17 protein-coding genes are annotated in these 23,741 nt (G+C 60.4%); 11 read left to right on the top strand and 6 right to left on the bottom strand.

Annotated features, from left to right (window positions below; translation table 11 throughout):
• Window positions 1–32: 32 nt before the first annotated feature.
• Window positions 33–1,133 (bottom strand): hypothetical protein, encoded by a 1,101-nt coding sequence (locus V1280_RS38240; protein WP_334535771.1) that lies wholly within the window; start codon window positions 1,131–1,133, stop codon window positions 33–35.
• A 246-nt stretch (window positions 1,134–1,379) separates the two neighbouring features.
• Here V1280_RS38240 and V1280_RS38235 point away from each other — a divergent pair, with 246 nt between their 5' ends.
• From V1280_RS38235 to V1280_RS38220, 4 genes are all read left to right on the top strand, one after another.
• Window positions 1,380–2,492: a glycosyltransferase gene (locus V1280_RS38235; RefSeq protein WP_334535770.1), complete on the top strand. Its 1,113-nt coding sequence runs from the start codon at window positions 1,380–1,382 to the stop codon at window positions 2,490–2,492.
• 269 nt (window positions 2,493–2,761) lie between these two features.
• A complete protein-coding gene (locus tag V1280_RS38230) occupies window positions 2,762–6,886 on the top strand; it encodes a beta strand repeat-containing protein (protein WP_334535769.1) in 4,125 nt (1,374 codons plus the stop codon).
• Between the two features lie 186 nt (window positions 6,887–7,072).
• On the top strand, window positions 7,073–8,173 hold the full coding sequence (locus V1280_RS38225) for an acyltransferase family protein (protein ID WP_334535768.1): 1,101 nt from the start codon (window positions 7,073–7,075) through the stop codon (window positions 8,171–8,173).
• A 126-nt stretch (window positions 8,174–8,299) separates the two neighbouring features.
• Window positions 8,300–9,646, top strand: a complete 1,347-nt coding sequence (locus V1280_RS38220) for an acyltransferase family protein (RefSeq protein ID WP_334535767.1) — start codon at window positions 8,300–8,302, stop codon at window positions 9,644–9,646.
• Between the two features lie 5 nt (window positions 9,647–9,651).
• On the opposite strand, the gene V1280_RS38215 is transcribed toward V1280_RS38220, so the two are convergent.
• The 4 genes from V1280_RS38215 to V1280_RS38200 are packed head-to-tail and all read right to left on the bottom strand — an operon-like array spanning window position 9,652 to window position 14,450.
• Entirely contained in the window at window positions 9,652–10,740 is a 1,089-nt protein-coding gene (locus V1280_RS38215) for an acyltransferase family protein (RefSeq protein WP_334535766.1), read from the bottom strand.
• A 2-nt stretch (window positions 10,741–10,742) separates the two neighbouring features.
• The gene (locus V1280_RS38210) at window positions 10,743–11,837 is read right to left on the bottom strand and encodes an acyltransferase family protein (RefSeq protein ID WP_334535765.1); all 1,095 of its coding nucleotides are present in this window, start codon (window positions 11,835–11,837) and stop codon (window positions 10,743–10,745) included.
• A 34-nt stretch (window positions 11,838–11,871) separates the two neighbouring features.
• On the bottom strand, window positions 11,872–13,212 hold the full coding sequence (locus V1280_RS38205; protein ID WP_334535764.1) for a hypothetical protein: 1,341 nt from the start codon (window positions 13,210–13,212) through the stop codon (window positions 11,872–11,874).
• 14 nt (window positions 13,213–13,226) lie between these two features.
• Window positions 13,227–14,450, bottom strand: coding sequence for an acyltransferase family protein (locus V1280_RS38200; protein WP_334535763.1), 1,224 nt, complete (start codon window positions 14,448–14,450; stop codon window positions 13,227–13,229).
• 136 nt (window positions 14,451–14,586) lie between these two features.
• Between V1280_RS38200 and V1280_RS38195 the strand changes: the two genes are divergently transcribed.
• From V1280_RS38195 to V1280_RS38170, 6 genes are all read left to right on the top strand, one after another.
• Window positions 14,587–16,179 (top strand): O-antigen ligase family protein, encoded by a 1,593-nt coding sequence (locus V1280_RS38195; RefSeq protein ID WP_334535762.1) that lies wholly within the window; start codon window positions 14,587–14,589, stop codon window positions 16,177–16,179.
• Between the two features lie 63 nt (window positions 16,180–16,242).
• Window positions 16,243–16,887 carry a hypothetical protein gene (locus V1280_RS38190; RefSeq protein ID WP_334535761.1) on the top strand — a complete coding sequence of 215 codons (645 nt, stop codon included), beginning with the start codon at window positions 16,243–16,245 and terminating at the stop codon, window positions 16,885–16,887.
• Between the two features lie 158 nt (window positions 16,888–17,045).
• The gene (locus V1280_RS38185; RefSeq protein ID WP_334535760.1) at window positions 17,046–17,684 is read left to right on the top strand and encodes a transglutaminase-like cysteine peptidase; all 639 of its coding nucleotides are present in this window, start codon (window positions 17,046–17,048) and stop codon (window positions 17,682–17,684) included.
• A gap of 214 nt (window positions 17,685–17,898) precedes the next feature.
• Window positions 17,899–18,519: a hypothetical protein gene (locus V1280_RS38180; RefSeq protein ID WP_334535759.1), complete on the top strand. Its 621-nt coding sequence runs from the start codon at window positions 17,899–17,901 to the stop codon at window positions 18,517–18,519.
• A gap of 27 nt (window positions 18,520–18,546) precedes the next feature.
• Complete coding sequence (locus tag V1280_RS38175; RefSeq protein ID WP_334535758.1) at window positions 18,547–20,793, top strand: polysaccharide biosynthesis tyrosine autokinase; 2,247 nt, start codon at window positions 18,547–18,549, stop codon at window positions 20,791–20,793.
• A 55-nt stretch (window positions 20,794–20,848) separates the two neighbouring features.
• Entirely contained in the window at window positions 20,849–21,568 is a 720-nt protein-coding gene (locus V1280_RS38170; RefSeq protein ID WP_334535757.1) for a hypothetical protein, read from the top strand.
• Between the two features lie 109 nt (window positions 21,569–21,677).
• On the opposite strand, the gene V1280_RS38165 is transcribed toward V1280_RS38170, so the two are convergent.
• Window positions 21,678–23,102: an undecaprenyl-phosphate glucose phosphotransferase gene (locus V1280_RS38165; protein ID WP_334535756.1), complete on the bottom strand. Its 1,425-nt coding sequence runs from the start codon at window positions 23,100–23,102 to the stop codon at window positions 21,678–21,680.
• 346 nt (window positions 23,103–23,448) lie between these two features.
• On the opposite strand from V1280_RS38165, the gene V1280_RS38160 reads away from it, so the two are divergent.
• On the top strand, window positions 23,449–23,727 hold the full coding sequence (locus V1280_RS38160) for a hypothetical protein (protein ID WP_148774253.1): 279 nt from the start codon (window positions 23,449–23,451) through the stop codon (window positions 23,725–23,727).
• Window positions 23,728–23,741: the final 14 nt, after the last annotated feature.

Here is a 23,741-nt window from a genome sequence, read left to right as displayed (position 1 = left end):
GAATGTTGCCGTAGGCGCCGCACGTGCCGCGCCTACATGCCCCGCTTGGTCAGCTCCTCCGCCTCGTGCGGCGCGAGTTCCTTTCCGGCAAAGCGCGATAGCATGTAGAGCGGCACCTTCGGTGTTTTGAGGTCATACATCAGGCCGAAGCGGTTTTCCGGCGGGGCCTTCTTCGGCTCGTCAAATAACTCGTAGATCAGCACGCTCTCGATGTCGGCATCGACCTGATTGGCGATGAAGCTCAAAGTGGCGTGCAGGCTCTTGTAGCACGCCTCGGTGAGAGGCTTGCCGGCTTCGTTCTCGTAAGCCGGCTTGTAGATCTCCGCGCAATTGACTTCATTGAAGACGACCGGCTTGCCGTACGTCGCCAGTTTCTTGAACAGATTGTAGGACTGCCTGCTGCCGCCCCACGCGCGGTTCGGATTCTGATTCAGGACTTCATAGTAGTGATAGGAGATGACATCGAATCCAACGCCCTTCGACGCCATGAAGTCGAGGAAGCCGAACATCGTCGAGGTGGTGTTGAGCACGCGTCGCAAATGCGTCCCGTGTTCGCGATTGATCTTGTCGATCGCATCCGACATGCCTTTGAGGACCGCGACCCAGTCGTTCATGATCGGGATGTCGAATTCCTCGGCGGTCCAGCCGTGGCCGTAGAGCTTCTTGCCGCCCGAATCCAGCGCCAGAAGGTTGATCTCGTTGCCCATCTCCCAGTCGTTGATCTGATCCTTAAAATTGATCACGAAGGTGTAAGTTCTCGAGTAGGCCTGCTGATACAGCGCATTCCAGTCGCCGGCCGGATACTTGCCGCCATCGGTGCGATCGCCCCAGGCGAACGGGGTCGCCAATATCGGCTTGAGCGTGATGCCGTAGGTCTTGGCCAGCACAATCATGTCCCGGTACATCTGGACCTCGTAGGGATCGGTGTCCCGCGCGAGATTTGCGCTGACCCTGTACTGCGTGAGTCCGCGGGCTCGCATGACCTCGAAGACCGCCTTCAGGTCTGTGCGCCGTGCGTCGGGGCCGTCGACCCCCCAAGTGAGCGGACCCGCACTGGCATTCCCGACGGATGCCACCAGACCCAGTGTCAGCAACAGCGCGGACAGAAACACTCTCTTCATCGCCAGGAACATTGCGCCTCCATGCGCCCGAGAAACTGCATGCATCCGTCTCCGATCCATCATCACCTGCATCTGCGCGACCGACCTTCACAATATGATCACAATAGGCTCTCTCCGGCAAAGCGCAGCCGCTATCGGAGCGAACAACACGTTTGCACGCTTTTGTGGCGAAATTTGCCGGAGGAATTGCCGTTCCAATTCGACTGAGTATCTATAATGTCGCCCGAATGGAACGACTTAACGCCAAGCGAGAGTAAATTGTCGAACGCTCCCCTCGAATCGAAGCCACCGATCGTCCTCAATCGCTCGACCGAAGCGGGGCGCTCGGTCGCATGTGTCATCGTGACTTACGGGCGGCGCGAGCAGCTGGTGCGGCGGACCGTTGCGGCCGTTCAGGCCAGCCCCGCGGTCAAACGTGTGATCGTGGTCGACAATGGATGCAACCGACCCGTGACGGTTGACGATTTCGCAACCATACCTCCCGTCGATGTCATCAGGCTCGATTCAAATCTGGGATCGGCCGGCGGCTTTCACGCCGGCATCACCGCCGCCCAGCGGCTCGAAGACGACGATTTGGGGTTCGTCCTCATTCTGGACGACGATAATGTCGGCGAGGACGGTTTCCTGGACCGCTTGCTCGCGCTGCATACGGCGCTCGGCGCGACGGACGATACCGGGCTGTGCGCATTGCGCAGGCATCGGGGCATCTATCCGACGTTGCTCGCCGATCAGAACGCCGTGGCCATCCGCGCCAACTCGTTCCTCAACTTTCATCTCGCCTCGCTTCCGTCGAAACTATGGCGACGGTTCGCGCGATCCGCGCGGCGAGATCCGGAGAATCACGGGGAGTTTCATCTGCGCAGGATCGAGACCGCTCCCTATGGCGGACTCCTGCTGCCGATTGGCGCTGTCCGGAAGGTCTCGCCTCCGAACAAGGAGTTCGTCCTTTATAGTGACGACCACGACTACTCGCTGCGCCTGATGGACGCCGGCATTGCCATCTATCTGACGGATGTCGGTTGCATCAACGACGCGGAAGAATCCTGGGACAAGAAGCCGAGCGCCAGCGCGCGCAGCGCGCTCGTCAGCCCCGACGCACCGGCGTGGCGACTCTATTATGCCTGCCGGAACCGGATCTTGATTGAGAAACGGTATACAACCTCCCCGATTGTCTATCGTATCAACCGAACGAGCTACGTCGGGCTGCTCGCGATCGAGGCAATCCTGGCTTACCGCAGTCTTAATGGTGCCAGCAAGGCGTTGCGTCCGCTGCTCGAGGCCATCGCTGACGGCGACGCACAGCGACTCGGATGGCGAACCGAGTATCAATTGCCCGGCGCATCACCGTCGAGCACCGCGTCCACGCATTAGCGCGCGCCGAATCATTTTCTTTTGCGCAGACGATTCACGTCGCTGTCATGGAACATTCCGTAGAACAACGGGCCAATTGTGAATCGTAATTAGGCAATCGCGACGAGTTCCTGTGAGGAACAAGCAGTGTCGCGCAATGTGCTGAAAATACTTGCAGTTCGTTCCGCGAAAAGCCGCGGATACCTACATCTTTAGCCTTCTTTCTAACGTCACTGACAAACTCTGCCGCTACGCATCATGCATCACAGCGGGAATCACCAGAGCGAGTCATGGCGAGCATCACCAGCACCAATCAAACCGTTCTCTCGGCGAGTGCGTTCACGAGTTCCATCGGCGTCAACACACACGTGTCATATGCGTGGGGCAGTTACAACAATCTCGCACTCGTCGAAGCCGATCTGAAATATCTCGGCGTCACCACGCTTCGTGACAGTCTGACGAATATCCCGGCAGCACAGCCGGTGCTCGACGGTTTGGCGAACGATGGATACAAGTTCGATCTCGGCGTTTCATCGTCGATCCCGGCGGCGGGCGCAGCCGGCCTCCAGCAATACGTCGCCGCGCTCGACGCGTTCCAGGCGGCACACCCGGGCAGCATCATCGCGCTCGAAGGCTTGAACGAGGCCAATCTCCAGGCTTTCAGCTACAACGGCAGCTCGACGATCGAGGCCGCAGCGCAGTTTCAGCAGGCGCTCTACACGGCGATCAAGGCGGATGCGTCGCTTGCAAAGCTTCCCGTCTACAATCTGACTCTCGGCTACGACGATCCCAACGATTTCGCGAAGCTCGGCAATCTCGGCTCGTCCTCGGACTATGCCAACTCCCACGCCTATGTCAGCACCGGCACCACGCCGGGGGCCGCGGTGGCGGCGGCGCTGAATCTCGCGAGCTCGGTGTCTCCCGGCGATCCCTCGGTCATTACCGAAACCGGCTACACGACGCTCAGCACCACTCCGTTCCTGGGCGTGGACGAGGCGGTTCAGGCGAAATCGATCCTCAACACCTTGATGGACGCGTTCAAGGATGGCGTCGGCAAGACCTATCTCTATGAGTTGCTCGATCGCAACTCGTCGAGCAGCGACACCAATGCGCAGAGCCATTTCGGGCTGTTCTACGACGACGGAACGCCCAAGCTGGCTGCCACCGCGGTCCATAATTTGACGACGATCCTCAACGACGACGGAACAGGCAACCACCAGCCGACGACCCCGTTGAACTATACGCTCAGCAACATGCCGGACTCCGGCAACAGCATGGTGCTCGGCAAGAGCAACGGTGCCTACGATCTCGTCGTCTGGGCCGAACCGAAGGTCTGGGATCCCAAGACGAGCACCGAGATCACCAATCCGAGCCAGACCGTCACGGTTCAGCTCGACAGCGTGCATCAGTCCATCAAGGTTTACGATCCCACCGGTGGAACGGACCCGATCGCGACCTACACCAATGTGAGTTCGTTCACGGTTCCCGTAAGCGATCACCCCATCATCATCGAGATCGACGGGGTATCCAACGCAGCGTCGAATCCGACCCAGGCCACCGACGTCACCGGCACGGCCGCCACGATCGTCGCGGAGCTCGCCGATCTTTCCGCGTCCACCACCCTGCATTCGATCACGCTCACGGACACCCATGTCCTCGCCGTGGCGTCCGTATCGACGATGAACTACATCATCTCGCACTACGGAAACGCCCTTGCGGCGATCCAGGGCGGCTACTCCTTCTCCGTGACGACCTCCACGACGAGCTGGAGCGAGACGAAGTTCTTCAGCGCGACCGGTACGCAGACGGGAACGTCGACCTCGAACTTCACCAACGGCGTCATCACCAGCAAGTCGCTTGTCAATGTCGACGGGACCAGCGACACGGTTCTGTACTCGACCGGCGTGAAAGCGCAGGAAACCATCGTCAGCGCAAACGGCACGAAGCAGACCACCAACTACAATTCGGACGGCAGCGTCGCAAGCGAGACCATCAAGAATACGGACGGCTCCCTCTCGACCGCCGTTTACACAAACGGCCTGAAGTCGAAGACATATGTCACCAACGCCGATGGAACGCATACCAATACATTCTACGGCATCACCGGGCAGGCATACGCCACCCAGATCCTGATCACCAAGGCTGACGGAACGGTGACCTCGATCACCAACCTGCACGCCGACGGCACGACGCAGTATACGAAAGTGACCAACGCGGACGGTAGCACCACGACCGACCTCTACAACAGCGCTGGCCAGAAGACATCGGAAGTACGCAACTACACGGACGGCTCCAGCGCCACCACGAACTACGACACCTCCGGCGTGGTGACGCAGACCGTCGCCAAAGCCGCCGGCGCCACCACCACCACGAACTACAGCGCGGGCGTGCAAGTCTCGGTCTATATTACCAGTGCCGACGGCACCAAGGAAACCAAGCTGTTCACCGGCGGCCAGATCGCCAGTGATTTCGTCCAGAAGACCGACGGATCATCGACGACGACGGTCTTCGCCAACGGCGTCAAATCCAAGGTCTACGTCACCAACATCGACGGGTCGCACGCCAGCACCACCTACAACATCACCGGTCAGCCCTACACGACGCAAATCCAGACGGCCAGGGCTGACGGAACCGTGACCTCCATCACCAACCTTCATGCCGATGGCACAACGCAGTACACCAAAGTCTTGAATGGGGACGGCAGCACCACCACCGGCATCTACAACACGGCCGGCCAGAAGACTTCGGAAGTGCGCAACTACGCCGATGGATCGAGCGTCACCACGAACTACAACACCTCGAGTGTGGTGACCCAGACCGTCGCCAAGGCCACTGACGGGACCACCACGACCACAAACCTCAGCGCCGGCGTCCAGACCTCGATCTACATCACCAGCGCCGACGGCACCAAGGAATCCGAGCTGTTCACCAACGGTCAGATCGCCAGTGATCTCGTCCAGAAGACGGACGGCTCGTCGACGATGACCGTCTACACCAGTGGCGTCAAATCGAAGATCTACGTCACCAACGCCGACGGAACACATACGAACACGTTCTACAACGTCACCGGCCAAGCCTACACGACCGAGATCCAGAAGACCAAGGCGGACGGCACGATCACGGCGATCACCGACCTCCACGCGGACGGCACCTTGCAGTACACCAAGGTTGTAAATGCTGATGGCAGTGTCACCACCGACCAGTATGACGGTGCCGGCCACAAGACGAGCGAGGTCCTCAACCACACCGACGGCTCGACGCTGACGTCCACCTACGATACGACAGGAAACGTCACGCAGACGGTGGCGAAGGCCGGCGGCGATTCCACGACGACCAACTTCAGCAGCGGTGTCAAGACGTCGGTCTACATCACGAACGCCGACGGCTCGAAGGAGTCCGACCTCTACACGGCGGGCCACCTGACCAGCACGCTGATCCAGAAAACCGACGGTTCGTCGTCGACGACGGTCTACAGCAACGACATCAAGACAGCGACCTATGAAACCCATGCCGACGGGACGCACACCAACACTGCCTACAATGTGACCGGCAAGGCGTACACGACCGAGATCCAGCAGAGCAAGGCGGACGGCACCATCACGTCGATCACCGATCTGCACGCCGACGGCACCCTGCAATACACCAAGGTCGTCAACTCGGACGGCAGCATCACGACGGATCTTTACGACAGCACGGGCCACAAGACGACCGAGGTGCAGAACTACACCGACGGCTCGACCCTGTCGTCCGCCTACGATACGACCGGCAGCGTGACCCAGACGGTGGCGAAAGCCAGCGGCAACACCACGACCACCAACTTCAGCAGCGGCGTGAAGACGTCGGTCTACATCAGCAATGCCGACGGCTCGAAGGATACCCAGACCTATTCGAGCGGCAAGATCGCCAGCGATTACGTTCAGAATACGGATGGCTCGAACGCGACGACGGTTTACGCCGACGGCGTCAAGGCGAAGATGTACGTCAACAACGCCGACGGGTCGCACGACAATTTCTACTTCAACGCGACCAACACGGAGCACGACTCCTACAACACGGCCGGCAATCTGGCCTATGTCGACATCCTGAACTCGGACGGCACGCACAATGCGTCGGCCAAGGTCGCGGGCATCTCGCTTGCCGGCAGCGCCGGAAACGACACCTTTGCGGCGGCCGGCGTCGGATCGACCACGATCTCCTTCGGCGGCGGCAACGACACGGTGAACGGCTTCCACGCCGGATCGGCGACGGGCCACGACACGGTCGCGATCGCCAAGCTGATGGCCACCGACTACAGCCAGCTCCAGCTCAGCCAGTCCGGTGCCGACACCGTGATCCACGTCACGGCGAACGACACCATCCTGCTGAAGAACGTCGTTGCCGCGAACGTGACCAGCAGCGACTTCCTGTTCGTCTGATCGAGCCGGGATAGCGTGCGGCGGGCCCCCTCGCCGCACGCATCCGGGATCGCCGGCGCGCCCGCATGCGGCCGCCTTGTCGCTGCGGCATTGCCTCATTCATCATCATCGCGCCAAAAAATCAGGATTTGACCGATCATTGATGCGATCGGTAAAATCGAGCACCAGCGCGGCATTGAGGCGACATTGACGGATATCGAGGGTGCGCGGTCCCCCAAGGGAGGGATCGTACCGGGAATTCAATACCTGCGCGGCTTTGCAGCCATTCTGGTGGTGATCTGGCACGTCAACTGGCTGGTCAGCCTGCCGCCGTCTTACGGCGAGAGTCCGTTTGCGCTCGCTGAAACCGGCCTGTTCGGTGTCGCGATCTTCTTCGTCATCAGCGGCTTCATCATCACGATTGTTTCATTCGGCCCGATCCGCAGCACGCGTGCGGAATTCTTCGCCCGGCGCTTCGTGCGCATCATTCCCTTCATGTGGGCATGCGTGATCGGATACAACCTGCTGTCGATGGCCGGCACGGCGAAGATCGATCTTCTCCCCGGCCTGCGCGCCATGGCGCTGTGGCCGATCGGAGAGCTGCGGCCCCACGTGGTCTGGACGCTCAGGCACGAGCTCATTTTCTACATCCTGTTTGCAGTCACCATGTTGCGGCCGCGCCCGCTTTCATATGTGCTGGCCGCCTGGTTCCTTGCGCCGCTGGCGTGGTACGCGGCGTCTCACCTGCTGGCGTGGCCGGAACTGCTGCAGCCCGAGAGTTCAGGGCTCGCGCTTGCGACCGTGGTCGGTTACGGCAACATCATGATGCCCAACCTTCAGTTCGGCATGGGTTTTGCGTTGGGTCTGCTGTGGCTGAAGGGGTATCCCATCGTGCAGAGCCGCTATCCTGCAGCATTCCTGCTCACACTCGCTGCGACCATCCTGGCAACCGCCCTTGTCGGGGCGACACTGTCGGAAGACAACGGGCTCCGCGCCCTCTGGTGGACGCTGTTCGCGACCATCGTCGTCTGGCTGGGCGTCGTCTCGACCGAGAAGCCGGGACCGCTGCATTCCCTCGGCATGCTGCTCGGCGACGCCTCCTATTCAATCTACCTCACCCACGCCGCCACCGCGGTCGTGCTGATTCAGATCTCCGCGCGTCTCCACAATCCATTGCCGTCCGCGCTGTTCGTCATTGCTGCGGTGGTCGCGTCGGTCCTCGCCGGGATCCTGATCCATTGGTATGTCGAGCAGCCGCTCATTGCCTATTGCCGCAGGCTCGGACGCCGCCGTTCGATCGTCGCATAAGCCGCGTTCGGTTGGGCGAACGCCGCAATTCGATGCTATGCCAAGGCGGCCGCACGGCCATGAATTGGCTCCAACTCCGTGGCATCCGCTGATGCCGCCAAACAGGCGCATGAAAGGCTGACGAGAATGTCGCAAACGGATCGAGACGCAGAGCTCGCAACCGTTTCGTTGCCGGGCACACTCGGCCGCGAGCGCCCCTCCGCACCGTTGCGCCTCTGGCGGCTGCCCGACACCATCCAGTCTGGCCTGGCGCGGCAGGAAACCGCGGAAAGCATTTTGGCGAGGAACGAAGGCCTCGGACCGGGCTTCAACATGATGCGGCACCTGCTGTCGCTGGTCATCGTGTCGCATCACTGTCGTGTCGCCGTTGCCGGCCTGTTCGCCGGGGCCGCCTTCGTCAAGAAGCTCGATGAACCGGGAATGGCCGTCTACGTTCTCAAGGATCCCGGCGCCGCCGCCTTTGACAAGATGGGAGGACTGACTGCGCTGTCCTTCGGCCACCTCCATGCGTCCGAAATCATCCAGGAACTGCTCCGGCCCGGGCTGATCGCGCTGGTCGGGATGTTCTTCGCGCTGAGCGGCTTCCTGGTCACCGGCAGCGCCATGAAGAATCCTGATCTCAAGACGTTCTTCATCAACCGCGTGCTGCGGATCGTCCCGGCGCTCAGCGTCGAGGTGACGCTCTGCGCACTCGTGGTCGGACCGCTGCTGACGCAATTGCCGCTGTCGCAATATTTGTCCGAGTACCAGTTCTACCGCTATTTCGGCAACATCGTCGGTCACGTCACGTTCGAGCTGCCCGGCCTGTTCCTGCACAATCCTTGGCCGGAGATGGTCAATGCCAATCTCTGGACCCTGCCCTGGGAACTCTGGTGCTACGTCTTCGCCTTCGCGCTCCTGCTCGTGCGCATGATCTCGAATGAGCCGCGAAAGATCCATTGGATCACGCTGCTGGTGGGCGCCGCACTCGTGGCCGAACTGGTCGCTTACTTCGTCGATCCCGCGACCTTCAACGTCCGGTCCGATTCGACGAGGCTGGCCGGCTGGTACCTCGTCTTCATGTTCTTCTTCGGCATGGTGTTCCGCCTGCACGCCAAATACGTGCCGATCCACTGGGCGATTTTCGCGGCCTCGGCGCTCTGCTACGCGGCGATCATGTGGCTCAACGTCCTGCTGCCGCTCGCCGGGATCTTCCTGACCTATTGCACGGTTTACATCGGCATGCAGAGCTTCAAAGCATTCGATCGCCTGTTCAGCCAGGATCTTTCCTACGGCATCTACCTCTACGGCTTCCCGATCACGCAGGCGACGATCGACATCTTCCAGCGCATGCTGGGGCCGGATCATCGCCTCTCGCTGGCGATGATCCTGCCGATTGTCATCGTGTTGACGCTCGGCTTTGCGGCCTTCTCCTGGAACGTCATTGAAAAACCGGCGCTGCGGCTGCGCCGGTTCTACCAGAGGCCTGCCTGACGCGATCAGGCCGCCGGGCTCTGCGCCATTTTCCGCGCGAGAATGTGCCGGAGCGTCCCATCGATGAACCGGCGCAGGCGCACCTCGATGATCTCATAGCTCAGCGCACTTGCGATCAAGGCGAGCACCAGCCCGAAAATCACGAACCCGCTCCATAGCAGCCAGCGATCGACGCCGCGATCGACCAGCTTCAACCCGATGACCTGCAACGGGAACAGCACGAAGGGGTGAACGAGATAGAGGCTGTAACTGATCTTGCCGATGTATTGCAGCGGCGCCAAACTCAACAGGCCGGCCATTCCCGATCCCGTCGCCAGCACCATTCCGAACAGCAGAAAGCCCGGGACCAGCGCAGCAAAAGGATGCAACACGTCGAGTGCGGCATACATGGCGGCAAAACAGGTGAGCCCCGCAACGACGCCCACGGCCCCCGTAATCCGAAAGCGCAGATTGCTCGCGCTGAAAAGCATGCCGATCACGAAGAAGGCAGTAATCGGCCAATGCAGGATGCAGAGGAATCCGAGAAGGATCAGCGGCGCGGCAAGCCACCAGCTCTTCAGCCGCACCACGGCACCGAAGCAAAAAGCGAACAGGATATAGAACGCCCATTCGTAGGTCAGCGTCCAGGCGTTTTGCTGGGCGATCGGAAGCCCGATCGCGTCTTGGACGAAGAACAGGTTGGCGAAAAACACCTGAAGATAGGTCGGCAGATCGATGCCCCGGAAGAACTTGTATCCAACAATGGGGCCGGCCACGAACAACGCCAGATGCAGCACGACGAACACCGGCATGATGCGCAGCATGCGATCATACATGAACTTTCCGATCGACCCGTGCCGCACCAGGCTCGCGGGGATCAGAAAGCCGCTGATCATGAAGAACAACTCGACACCATGCCCGCCGGAGTTGATCACCGATTGCAGCCACGGCCAGATCGGCGGCAGAAACCCGGGATTGGGGATGTCGTAGACGCCGCCTTTCGGCATGTCACAAAAATGGTCAATCAGTACGCTCATCGCCGCGACGCCGCGAAGGCCCTGAATGGACGGCACGAAACCGCCGCCGGCCTCGGCATAGGATGCGTGCGCCGGCATCGTCACTCTGCCCCCTGGCTTCGCAGGGACGGCTGGAGCGGCACCGAAGCAAACGCGCGCGGGGATCGGAATCGATGCCCGAAGTTGATGGAAGGCTTCTCGATCGTCAGATAGGTCAGCCAGCTGACGAGAATGGACGCGGCGACCACGGCGGCAGTGAAGAGGAACCACTGCAGGGGGCCGCTCCCGCCGCCAAAAAAGTAGAAGATGACGATCATGGCGAACGACCCCATCAGGTAGATCGAATAACTGATCGTCCCGACGAACGACATGAAGCGCCAGGCAGCCTTCTCACCGAGGGCCGCGAAACCAATGAACACGAAGGCGGCCAGAATATAGGCGCCGCCCATCCCGTAAGCACAGAAGAAATTCTCCTGGTAGTCGATGCCGTAACGCCTGTACGCAACGCCCGCGGCAAAGATTACATACAAAGCGGCGCAGATCGCGACATGGCGCCAGCTGAGCTTGTCTTCCATGACGGTATCACGGATCACCTTGCCGAAGAACATCGCCGTCAGGTCAAGAGCCAGTTCAAGCACGCCCCACACGGCGTGAATTTTGACGAACGGGAAAGCAACGATGCCGACGACGCACGTCGCGACGACAATCTGAAACGCAGTCAAGCGGCGCGTGAGAAAGCCGGTCGCGAACAAGCCAATACAGCTGACGTAGAACATGAGCTCGACCGCAAGCGTCCAATAGGCAATCCTGATATTGGGAATGCCCATGAACATCTGAAACATGGTCGCGTTGGCCGCAACGTGCGACAGCGGGAAGGTCTTTCCTTCAATGGTCGGGGACAGAACCAGCAGAACGACGATCGAGAGCCAGTACGCCGGATAAAGGCGAAAAAAGCGACTGACGACGAAATCCCGAACCGGCGCGGCACTCTTCGGAAAGCTGTAGGGAATCACGAAGCCGCTGACGAAGAAGAACAGCACCACGCCGAAGCGGCCGAAGTTGAAATACTCTCCGAGCGCACGGTGAAACGCCCAATAGTAGCTTCCGGTCTGCTGGTTGAGCACAATCTGCTCCAGCGAGTGCTGCAGCACGACCGACAGCACGGCGATGCCGCGAAGCGTGTCGACGAAAGCCAATCGTTTATGCATCACAATTCTTCCCTGGCTCGACCTACGAAGCGGGCCGCGGCACGGTCGCTCCGATGGCAGGATGTTCTTCTTCCGACAGACCTGCGCGCCCCGAATCCGGCCGTCGAGAAGGCACCTGCAGAGCAACAGACGCGTGACGTGAGAACACCTCACTGAAGCTCAGCGCGATCATCAGCAGCCCCGTCGAGGGACCATAGTTCAGAACCGTGATCGTGAAGAGATTGACCGTGAAGATCAGGGACAGTTTGTAGATGTCGGTGACCAGAAAAGTCGTCCGGAACACCATCCACATGAAGAGGACGAACGGCAACCCGAACATCAGGTACGTACCGATATAGAAGTTATCGACCGGCACCCAATACGAAACCAGGTTCGAGAACAATTGCTGCGGATAGTTGAAACAACCGGCGCCGCACCCGGTGATGAAGCCAACCGGCATCAGCTCGCTCATGTACACGAAAGGCAGCTGCCAGCTGTTGTTGATCCGGTCCATCATGCTGAACAGCAGATCCTTGTTGCCAACCGACGCCCCCGAGGCGAGCAGGATGAGAATCAATGGCGCGAACATCGAGGCGAACGACCATAATGCGATCGTCCGCACCGCCCTGAACTTCATGCGCTCCGGCAGGCTCCGGACCAGCAACATCAGCACCATGTAAAGCAGGAGCACGAGCATCGTTGTCTTGCTCGTCGTCAGCTTGATCGCGTAGACCGCGATCGAACCGAATATGAGGCACCACAAGGTGCTTTTCCGGATCGAGGTCACGACAAAGGTGATCAGGATGAAGAACGCCGCCATCGTGTTGTCGGCTGCAAAGCCCGAGAGACGCTGCTCCGCGGCGGCCCACCACAACCGCCCCGCCTCTCGAACGGCGCCGAACGATTCGTATTTGAAGCCAGTCCACGGCATGGTCGTATATTTGGACAGGAACACGCCAATGACGGAGGCGTAGAACACACCCGTGAAGATCATCAGCAATTTCTTGTAGGAACCAAAATTGCTGTCGCAGAAGGAGAAGCCGACGAACACAGGAAGCATCATCTTGAAGGATGATGAGAGAGCGTTGATCGTGCCCAGAAAAAAATACCCGATGCCGAGCGAGAGCACGATCTGGAGCAGAACGAGCGTGGCTACGATACTTCTGTTTCGTATAATACAGCGCTGAACAAACAGGCCGATGCACAGCATCGCGACAACGTCCGGCAAAAACCAGAGTGCGCCGACGTGAAGGATACTCGTATAATATCGCGCCGCGCCACCAAAGGCATCGCGGAATATGTAAAGCGTGAGCGCCACGGCTTCGAGATTGAAGCCGAGATCAAACTTCAACCTGTTTTGGGGCGCGACCGTGTGGGTCATCATCTACACCGAACTCCCTAATTCGATGGCCGTGCGGACGGCACGGCGCTGGACGACGACACATTGGGAATCCTGCCGAGGATATTCTTGGTCCACCTGCCGCCTGGAAGCTCGATGTAGCGGTAAGTCAGATTCGACAGGACCAGAACGGCGGCGACAACGACCACCAGATTCAGGGTCGTGGACAGCCCGGGGTACACCGCATCAAGAGCCGCCACCGGCCGAGCTCCCAACGCCCGGACGAAATACTCCGCGAGCAGAACGACAAAGGCGTGGACCATATAGATCGAATATGACCGCGCGCCGAGCCAAACCAGCGGCCTGGCAACAAGCATCGGAGGCACAACGGCGGCATTGGGAAATGCGAGAAGGGAGCCAAGGAACACCGCAAAGGTCACAGGCGCGGCGAAGGAGATCCAGGGATAGGCCTCCACAAGCCAGACATTCCCGACAGTCGCGACCATCGACGCCAACTGAAACGCGCCAAGCAGATACACGTTGGCGCCACGGATAGAGCTTGGCAACAGCGAGACGATCTTCACCGTGAGCACACCGAGGAAGAAGCTCGTAAAGCAGCGCAACAGACCAAAATCGTACTGTGCTCCGAGATCGCGCTTGTCGAGGATCACCGCAAGCGTGAACCAGCTCGCGGCAGCCAGAAGCAACGCCAAAACATACAGCCAGCGAAGCGAACCCAGCCTCTGCGCAATCAGCACGACGACGCCGAAAGCCAGATAGGTGTAAAACTCGACGCTGATGCTCCAGCTCGGCGCATTCCAATTCAAGTAGTGAACGAAACCCAACGAATGGAGCAGGAAGACGTTCAGGAAGAACGAGTAGGCATTGTTGACTTCGAACACCGTTGGGACCGCAACGATAATCCCGGCCATGACAAGCCCGATCCGGACCAGCCGAAACAGAAGCGTGACGAAAAGCATCACGATATGCAGCGGATAAACACGCGCGAAGCGCCGGACCATGAAGTCGCGCAAGGAAAAACGACCGAAATCCGACTGCACATAGCTCAACGACATCACCATGCCGCTGAGTACGAAAAACAGGTCGACGAGAAATCCGCCGCTGCGGAAGAACGCACAGTCGATCCACGCACGATTCGGAAAAGCCGCGAGAAAGGTCGGCATCAGGATCACATGGTGAATCACCACGGTGACCGCGGCAATTCCTCGAATGCTGTCCAGAGTGAGGACATGCGCTTTCTCGCGATGAACGGTCACCGTCACGGCAATTCCCTTGCACTTTGCAGTGCAGCATTTCTACTGGGCATTCGAGGCGAATACAATGTCCGGCCCAGCAGTTGTCGCATGCATTTCCGTTGAAGGAGTTGTGTCCGTCGGATGAAACAGCGCGACAATTAATTTGCCGCAGGCGACTCGCCTGACGCGCGATGAACAGCTGTTTGCATCGAAGATGAGCAGCGAACTGCAGAAGGCGCCTGACTTCGCGCGCGACGCACGGTTCGCGTTCATGTTGTACGTCTCGCTTGCTCGCGAGACCGTGCAAATAGCCTATTCATTCGGCACGAATGTGGCAAAAAGGGCACCGAGATTGGGAATTGAAACGCGGAGCCGTGGTGCGGCTCTTTGGGAGTTGATCTTGTACAAGGCTTCGCGGTTTGCGGCGATCGGGGTGTTCATGCTGGCCCCGCTGCCGTTCGGGTCCGTCGAGACGGTCTGGATCTGCATCTGGACGATGGTGCTCGCGCTCAGCCTTGCCACCGCCGACCTGCGCAGCGCGACGCTCGATGATTTCTACCTGTTGCTGCCGCTGTTCGCCGTTCTCGTCGTCGTCGCAGCCGTGATCACGGTTCAGTTATGGCCGAATTCACCCCTTCACGAGGTCGATGCGGCATGGGCGGTGGCGCGAGGCGTGGTGGGAGCAGATCTGCCCGGCCGAGTCTCGGTCACCGCCAACGGCCCATGGCTCGCATTCGGCTATCCGCTGTTGTTTGTGCTTGCCTTCACGCGCGCCGTCTACATCGCCACCGACGCTGAGGATGCGCGGCAGCTGCTGCGTATCCTCGCCTGGACGGGGCTTGCCTACGCTCTCTACGGAATCCTCGCGGGGATCGGCGATCCGACCTCACTCCTGTTCCGGCGCAAGGAGGCCTATATCGGCTTCGTCACGGGCACATTCGTCAACAGAAACACGGCTGCGACCTTCTTCGCGAGCTGCGCCCTGCTGTTCCTGCTGCCGTTGCTGCGCTTCATCTATCGCCAGGATCGGCCAAGTCGACCGCCTTCGCGACAAATGACCGCACTGATCGCGCACTATCTGTCCTCCCCCGTGGCGCTGGGAGGCGGCTTTGTCATCTGCCTGGTTGCGACGGCGATGACGGGCTCGCGCGCAGGGCTCCTGCTTCTGATCCTGACCGTCTTTCTGGCGACCGCCCTCTTCTTCGCACCGCTGCGCATCGGCAAGCTTCGCCGCTGGGGCTGGCTCGCAGGAATCGCAGTGGCAGCGCTGTTGCTGGTTCAGCTCGTCGGCGGCGCGGTCGCGGGGAGAATCCTGACTTACGGCCTGGTGGATGAACAGCGGTTCACGATGTATCGAACCGTGCTGATCATGATCCAGGAGCATCCTCTGCTTGGGATCGGCTACGGAAACTTCGAAAGCGCATTTCCGGCCTACAGGCCGGAATCGCTCGGCAGTCTCGGAGTTTGGGACCGCGCGCACAGCACGCCGCTCGAGCTTGCAGTCGAGCTCGGGCTGCCGGCTGCTTGTTTGATTATAGCCACATGTCTCTGGTATCTTTACCATTTGTTAAATGGAAGCTTGCATCGGCGGCGCGACCGCTACATACCGATTATCGGCGCAAGTGTGGCGACGCTTGGCTTCCTGCATACGAGCATCGATTTTTCGTTGCAGATTCCAGGTTTCGGCGTGTTTTTTGCGGCGATCACCGGGTGCGGGCTTGCACAAAGCAGGTCCTCATCCGAGCAAAAAAAGTAGCGTAGTTGCGATTTTGGCAATATGTTGAGGCAAATTTTCTCGATTGCATGGTTGGGGAGCAGAATGCGCAAATCCGTGGGGCTCGGGGCTGCGTTGCTCGTGATGACGGCAGCGACGTCGACTTTTGCAGCACAGAGCGGCTGCGTTCCAAATCCCGACGCAGTGACCTCTGAGCGGGCAACTCAATTTCTCGGCAATCCCGAGGCTCTTCTGAACCAGTTCAAGGACGGTCAGGGCGGTCTCGCCGCGCAGGTCCGGGATCTGCTGACCAATCGACCAGAAAGCCTGGAAGGAATGGCCTCGCTCGCCAAGGCGAGTTCGGATGACCAGGGCCGCGCAATTGGCGCCGGAATGGGCACCGCCGCTGCGGTCTGCGTGCTGACGCAACCCCAGTTCGCCCAGCAGATCCAAGAAGTCGCGTTGAAGACTGACAGGCCCGGGCTGATCCAGTCGTTCACGAGCATCACCGGCGACATCCCGACCGAGGCCATCACGGGCGCGGACGCCAATGGCGATACAAGCGCAGGCGGCGGGCAGGGGACGACGCCGGACCAGCGCGCTGGTGGAGCGGCCAATTCGACCCCCACGACCCAGCCTTCCTCCGGCGCATCCCCGGTCGCCCAGACAACCACGACCATCACCATCACCACCTTGTTCGCAGCGTCGACGGGGACCTCGTCGCTCACGGCCACCAGCCCGTCGCGCTAGTCCCGGAACGAATTCAAACCCAGCGTATTGATTAACCAAGCCGGCCACGCGCACACGTGGCCGGTCATTTGCATTCAATTTTAGAGGTTCGGGGAACTCCGCTCTAAAAGCTTTGTGCGAGACCTGTTGCGTCAAGAAGACGGATAACGGGGGATGACATGAAACTGTTGTACGCGCCGTTGCTCGCAGCCCTCATCGCCTGCGCCGGCAACACTGCGAAGGCCGAATCGGATAGCACACAGCGTCCGGCCGGAGCTTCGTTCATCGAAGAATTCGACAACGCACTTGCGCCGATGAACTTCGTCAAGTTCTGCATGAAGAACGATGCGGAATGCGGCACCGATACCAGTGAGCGCGCACTGCCGCCTGCGGACACCGCCATGGCGATGCTTCGTCAGGTGAACCTCTCGGTCAACGGATCCATTGCACCGATGCGCAAGCCGACGGATCCGATGACCGCAAACTGGACGGTCTCGCCGTCAGCGGGTGACTGCAACGACTACGCTGTCACCAAGCGCCACCAATTGATCGCGATGGGATGGCCCCAGGCCGCCCTGCGTCTTGCGGTTGTGCGGATCGACGGTGGACAGGGTCACCTGGTGCTGGTGGCACGGCTTTCGGATGGCGACGTGGTGCTGGACAATCTGTCCTCGAGCGTTCGCCCCTGGAATTCGCTCGGCTACGAATGGATCTCGATGCAATCCGGTGCCAACCCGCACTTCTGGGTGAACATCGGCGATCATGGACGCAAGCTTCGCGAGAAGCGCTTCGCGGCCCTCTCCGGCTCGTCGCTCTGATCGGCCGCACGTCCAAACCCACCTTCCTCAAGGGCAACGCCCGCGGCCTACGCCGCGGGCTTTGCCGTATACTCTGTTCGCAATGCGGCATCCGCGCACTGCGAAATTTGCTAGGAATTGCCGGGGTTTCAGACTATATTTTGCACCGCACAAGAATTTGACATAGTTAAGCGCGATACTCGGTTTGAGTGAAGTATTGCGGCGGTCTGTTTGAATGAACGCGATGAATGGTTTGGCCCTGCCTCGACGACGACAATTTGCCGATCGCGACACAGGCGGTAACCGCTTGGCGATCGCGTTGACGCTGATGATCGCTGCGTGCGCCGCCGGCCGCTGCGAAGCTCAATGCGTCGAGCAAGCGAACCGCGTGCCTGCTGTCGTCCTGCAAGCCTTTCAGCTTGAGCCTGCTTCGCTATTGCGCGAGGTCCGCAACGATCGAAGCAAGCTCGCCGGCCGGCTTGCTGCCTATATCGTGACCGATATCTCCGTCCTGCCCACGGTGCGGGCCCTCGTCAGCGAATCCGCCAACGTCGATCGCAACACAATCGGCGCGGCGTTGCGCCGGGCGCAGCTGATCTGTGTTTCCAGCAAGCCTGAAACCGCCCAGAAGATCAGTGAGTTTGTACGGAAGCTGGCAGATTCGGCCGTGAGTTCCGGGTACTCAGCGGAGCTGGAGGCGGTGGAATTCAATCCGAATTCGGTGGCTTCGCAGTCGGTCGGAAGTGCGCGATCGTCATCAACCAAAAAACCTTCTGATGCCGCGAACGGCTTAATGACCGGTGAGTGGAATACGGACATCGCCGATCCGTTTGCCCCTACACCAACTCCCCAATAACCTCACGTCAGGTCGATGAATATTCAAATGTACCAGCCCAGAGAGCAGTTTCACCTGCAAGAGAGGTCCGCTCTAGATCTGGCGGGAGCGACGCTGAGCATCGAGCGTATATTGGGCATCCTGCGGCGGCAGTGGCCGCTGATCGCAGCGATCGTCGGTGGCGCCTTCGCGCTCGTCCTCGTTTACCTGTTGACCGCGACGCCAATGTATACGGCGAATACGCGAATCCTGATGGATACCCGCCAAACCCAGGTGCTCGACAAGGACACCGGCGTCTCCAATGCGCTGATCGATCCCGGCTTCGTCGACAGCCAGGTCGAGATCATCACCTCGGACGATCTGATCCGGTATGTTGTCCGGCGCATGAAACTGACGGAAGACCCCGAGTTCAACGGCTCGGATCCGGGCCTCATTCCGGCGATCATCGGCAGGGTGATTGGACTTTTCGGATCAGATGGACCTGCGTCGAAAGAGCGCATCGAGCGTGGAACGGTTGGCGCCGTGCAGGCCAACCTGAAGGTCGAGCGCCTGCTGACGACATACGTGTTGTCGGCAAGCTTTCGTTCGCGAGACCCCGACAAGGCAGCCCAGATCACCAACGAGATCGCGGATGCCTATATCGTCGGCGCCCTCGACGCGAAGTACCAATCCACCAAGCGCGCCAGCGAATGGCTGCAGCAGCGCAGCGCCGAGTTGCGTGAGCAGGCCACCGCCAGCGACCGCGCCGTGCAGACCTTCAAGAGCCAGAACAACATCGTCGGCACCAGCCGCGGCTTGATGAACGAGCAGCAGCTCACCGACGTGAACACGCAGCTCATTCAGGCCCGCGCCGCCACCTCCGAGGCCAAGGCACGGCTGGACCGCATCGATGGGATCAGCGACAAGGATCTCGCCCAGCCGACGGTCACCGACGCGCTGAACAATCCCGTGATCACCCGGCTGCGCGCGCAATATCTCGATCTCTCGGCGCAGTATTCGGACTGGTCGACCCGGTACGGCAAGACCCATCAGGCGTCGGTCAATCTCGCCAGTCGCATGGACGAGCTGCGCAAGTCGATCGCAGACGAAGTCAAGCGTATCGGCGATGCCTATCGCAGCGAGTACGAAATCGCCAAAAGCCGCGAGACTTCGCTCGAGGAAAACCTCAAGAATCTCGTCAGCCAGGCGGGCAGCACCGGACAGGCGCAGGTGAAGCTGCGCGACCTCGAAAGCGCGGCCGACACCTATCGCAACCTGTACAACAGCTTCCTGGAGAAGCAGCAGCAGGCATTGCAGAACCAGAGCTTCCCGATCAGCGAATCCCGCATCATCAGCACCGCCGTCAAGCCGGACCGCAAGAGCTCCCCGAAGACGGTGCTCTCTCTGGTCGGAGCCCTGTTCGGTGGTCTCTGCTTCGGCCTGGGCGCTGCTTTTGCCCGCGAGATGTTGAGCGACGTGCTGCGCTCTCCGGGCGACGTCGAGGACGAGATCGGCGTCAAATGTCTCGGCGTGCTTCCCGCCATCGGCGCCAAGGCGATGGGTTTGCCCAAGGTACGCGGATCGCGACCGCCCGATGGCGGGGTCGACGCCAGCGGCCCGCTCTCCCGCTATGTCATCGACCATCCCTTCTCGCGCTATGCCGAGACCATGCGCAACATCAAGGTTTCGATCGATCTCGCCCGCCTGTCGCGGGAGGTGAAGATCATCGGCATCGTGTCGTCGCTTCCGAAGGAAGGCAAAACCACGGTTTCAGCCAACTTCGCGCACCTCACCGCATTCACCGGCAAGCGCGTGCTGTTGATCGACGGCGACCTCCATACGCGCTCGCTGACCAAGGAGCTCGATCCGACCGCCAAGAGCGGGTTGCTCGAGGCTCTCAAGAATCCGCAATCGGTCGGACACCACATCCGGCGCAGCGCGGAGACCGGGCTGGATTTCCTGCCCTCCTTTGCCGTCACGCGCATGGTGAACTCCGCCGACATCATGGCCTCGAAGGCGATGGCCGATTTGTTGGCGCTGCTGCGCAACGAATACGACTACATCGTCATCGATCTGGCGCCGGTGATGCCGGTGACCGACGCCAAGGCCATCAGCCATCTCATTGACGCCTATGTCTATGTCATCGAATGGGGCCGCACCACGCGTACGGCCCTGCAGGAATCGATGTCGAGCTCCGAAGGCATCCAGAAGAAGGTGCTGGGCGCCGTTCTCAACGGTGCCAACCCGAAGATGCTGAAGCGCATCGAGGGCTACAAGGGCTCGCACTACAACGCGTACTATGTCGAGGGAGCCTGAGGCCGAGGCCGGCGCATCTCGCCGCCCGCGCTGGCTCGCGCGCGGCGCCAATTGCTTGCTGGCGGCCTCCGCCCTGGCGTGGGCGGTATCGACCCTCCCCAATCTGACCGATCCCACGGTATCGCGGGTTGCCCGGCAAATCGCCGCCGGCGAGAGCTACGACGCGCCGTTGCTGAGGCGCATCGTGGCGGCGAACCTGCCCGCGGCTCAGCAGCAGTGCGAACCAAAGGCGCTTCGGGAATTGCTCGTCCTGCAATTGTCGGCCGCCGACATGACCGTCCGCGGCACCGACCTGCCACAGGCGGATGCGGATGTTGAGGCCGTCCAACGCATGAGCAGGATCCTGCTGGGATGCGCTCCGACCGAGTCGCTCGGATGGCTGGCGGCGTTCTGGGCCGGCTCGCGCCAGGACGGGCTAACGGCCAGAACCGTCGCGCTTCTCGACCGATCCTACCGCCTGGCACCGCATGAGGTCTGGCTGCAAATGATGCGCGTGCCCCTCGCCTTCCGGGCATTCGACGCACTGCCCACCGCGTTGACGGACGCTGCGGTACAGGACTTCAACGACGTCTTCCACGACCGGCTGTACCCCAGCGCCGCCGCGCTCTACGTCAAATCCCCGGCCTCGGCACGCGGCAGGCTTCTCGATCTGACCTGTGACGTGTCCGAACGGGAGAAATTGGCTTTCTGGTATCTGGTCCGCGACGCCGGAGGAAAGATCCAGCATCGGTGCTATCCGGCCGACGACCGTCCGCGCTACCTGATCGAGAATTAGCCGGCTGCTCCCAGCTGCATCGACAGCGCGCGGACCGGAGCGCCTTGTTGGCTGATGATCGAATGCCGTGGAGAATGTTCTGCCGCCGACGGACAGACGCTCGCGCTTCTCAGTACGCTTCCTGATGGATCAGGGCCAGAGCGGTCTTCAGGATGATCCTGACGTCCAGCCAGATGCTCCAATTGCTGACGTACCAGACATCGTACTCGACCCGCTTCTCCATCAGGTCGATGGTCGGCGTCTCGCCGCGGAAACCGTTGACCTGGGCCCAACCGGTCAGGCCCGGCTTCATGTGGTGCCGATACACGTAGTTGCTGATCAGCTGGTCGTAATAATTGTCATGCGCGAGCGCATGCGGCCGCGGTCCGACCAGCGACATCTCACCACGCAGGACGTTCCAGAGCTGCGGCAACTCGTCGATGCTGGTCCGTCGCAGCACGCGACCGACGCGAGTGACCCGGGCGTCAGACTTCGTCGCCTGCGTCACGGTGTGGCCATTCTCCGCCACCGTCATGGAACGGAACTTCCAGATCTGGAACGGCTTGCCGTTGAACCCGCGCCGGGACTGCTTGAAGATCACATGGCCAATCGAGTCGAGCTTGATCATGATCGCCGCCGTCATCAGCAGCGGTGCCAGCAGCAGCAGGGCGAACGAGGCAAGGCCGATATCCAGGCAGCGCTTCTGCGCCCGCTCGAATACGGTGAGCGGAGCACGCTGGATCTCGATGGCAACCGTGCCGCTGACCGGCTGGAACGGCCGCGAGACGAGATCGGCGATCGGAAAGTCCGGCAACAGGCGAATCGGCTGGGGAACCACGCGCAGGTGCTGGCTCAGTCTCTGCAGCAGCGGCATCTCGTCCCAGTCGATGACCAGGAGATATTCCTCGACATCGGCCGCGCGCGCCTGATGGACGACGTCGCGAATCTCGTGATCCCAGCCCGAGCCATCTTCGGACGGCCCGAGCACGAAATGACGCACGACGTTGAAGCCATGCTTGCGCAGATCCTTGAAACGGCTCGACGTGAAATCGAGCGGCTTCAGGCTGAGCAGCACGACCTTGCGATCGACCAGACGGCCTCTGGCATAGCTCGAGTTCAGCGCGACGCGCCACAGCACCCGCAGCCCACCGAGCGCAACACCACCGGTCGCAGCAAACAGCAGCGTGGTTCCGCGCGACAGATCCGCCGACGATTTGAGCAGGAACGCCTCGACCGCGAGAATGGTCAGCGAGATGACCCAGATCGCCAGCGTCTTGCGCAGCTGCCAGACCGTGTTGAGAAGACGATGATGATCGTAGATGCCCTGGAAGTAGGAAATCATCACGAACACCGCGGCGACCACGAGACCCGCGCCGACCGACGAATCCTGCTCGGCAATAAGCAGGCGATACAAACCGCTCGCCGCGAAATAGCTCAGCAGGAGCGCAAGAAAGTCACCAGCGATCAGAGCGACCTGGAGGGGACGTTGGAGGGGACCGCGACGGTTCGATATAACCGAATAATAGTTTTCCGAACCGTAAGTTGCTACAGCCATCCGAACCTCGCGCTGCCTCGTCACGCACTCGCAACCGCCGAATTGCAAGCAGTCGATTAAATATGCGGTGCGTCTTGGACAATGTCTTAACTAAACAAAGCAACAATGCGGCACCGCACCCAAAAAATCAAATCTATTTTCTGCAATGCGGCGACTGCATACGTGCATGCTCAAAGTGCTGTCACAAGCCTGACATTTAACTGAGCATCGCGCTGCGTTTCGCATCAAATCATTCTAATTTTACGCATAATTGCGCGCGCATTTGAACGGTTGTTCAACCCTGTTGCTTAAGCCGACCTTAGGCCGGCGCCATTAACACTCATGGCAGTTTCGAGGGAGTTGTGCCGTGAGTGCCGTCGCCATTTTCAGTCTGCTGATCGGATCGTTGCTTGGAGGCCGATTCCGGGTTTTCATTCTGCCTCCGACGATCGTGCTTGGCGGAGCGATGATTGGCGCCGTCTCTGCCTGGCAGGGACAAGGCGCAGCCCACATTGTCGTCATGATCGTTGTCTTTGCGGCCATGCTCCAGCTTGGCTATCTCTGCGGCGCGCTTCTGCTCCGCACGCGTGCAACAGCGTATCGCGGCAAGGCTGCTCCGTCGTTCGACAGCCGCACCTTCGGCTGAGCGCACCAGCGGCA

Source organism: Bradyrhizobium sp. AZCC 2230 (genome assembly GCF_036924495.1).
GTDB classification, from domain to species: Bacteria; Pseudomonadota; Alphaproteobacteria; order Rhizobiales; family Xanthobacteraceae; genus Bradyrhizobium; species Bradyrhizobium rifense.
Note: the sequence above shows the minus strand (reverse complement) of the source record. Positions and strands in the feature narration are given on the sequence as shown.

Bases quoted from the DNA above. Each gene is read 5' to 3' on its own strand.
- V1280_RS38205 (WP_334535764.1), bottom strand. From the start codon at position 13,212: ATGATGACCCACACGGTCGCGCCCCAAAACAGGTTGAAGTTTGATCTC.
- V1280_RS38190 (WP_334535761.1), top strand. From the start codon at position 16,243: ATGCGCAAATCCGTGGGGCTCGGGGCTGCGTTGCTCGTGATGACGGCA.
- V1280_RS38165 (WP_334535756.1), bottom strand. From the start codon at position 23,102: ATGGCTGTAGCAACTTACGGTTCGGAAAACTATTATTCGGTTATATCG.
- V1280_RS38175 (WP_334535758.1), top strand. From the start codon at position 18,547: ATGTACCAGCCCAGAGAGCAGTTTCACCTGCAAGAGAGGTCCGCTCTA.
- V1280_RS38215 (WP_334535766.1), bottom strand. From the start codon at position 10,740: ATGCCGGCGCACGCATCCTATGCCGAGGCCGGCGGCGGTTTCGTGCCG.
- V1280_RS38230 (WP_334535769.1), top strand. From the start codon at position 2,762: ATGGCGAGCATCACCAGCACCAATCAAACCGTTCTCTCGGCGAGTGCG.
- V1280_RS38220 (WP_334535767.1), top strand. From the start codon at position 8,300: ATGTCGCAAACGGATCGAGACGCAGAGCTCGCAACCGTTTCGTTGCCG.
- V1280_RS38185 (WP_334535760.1), top strand. From the start codon at position 17,046: ATGAAACTGTTGTACGCGCCGTTGCTCGCAGCCCTCATCGCCTGCGCC.
- V1280_RS38240 (WP_334535771.1), bottom strand. From the start codon at position 1,133: ATGTTCCTGGCGATGAAGAGAGTGTTTCTGTCCGCGCTGTTGCTGACA.
- V1280_RS38180 (WP_334535759.1), top strand. From the start codon at position 17,899: ATGAACGCGATGAATGGTTTGGCCCTGCCTCGACGACGACAATTTGCC.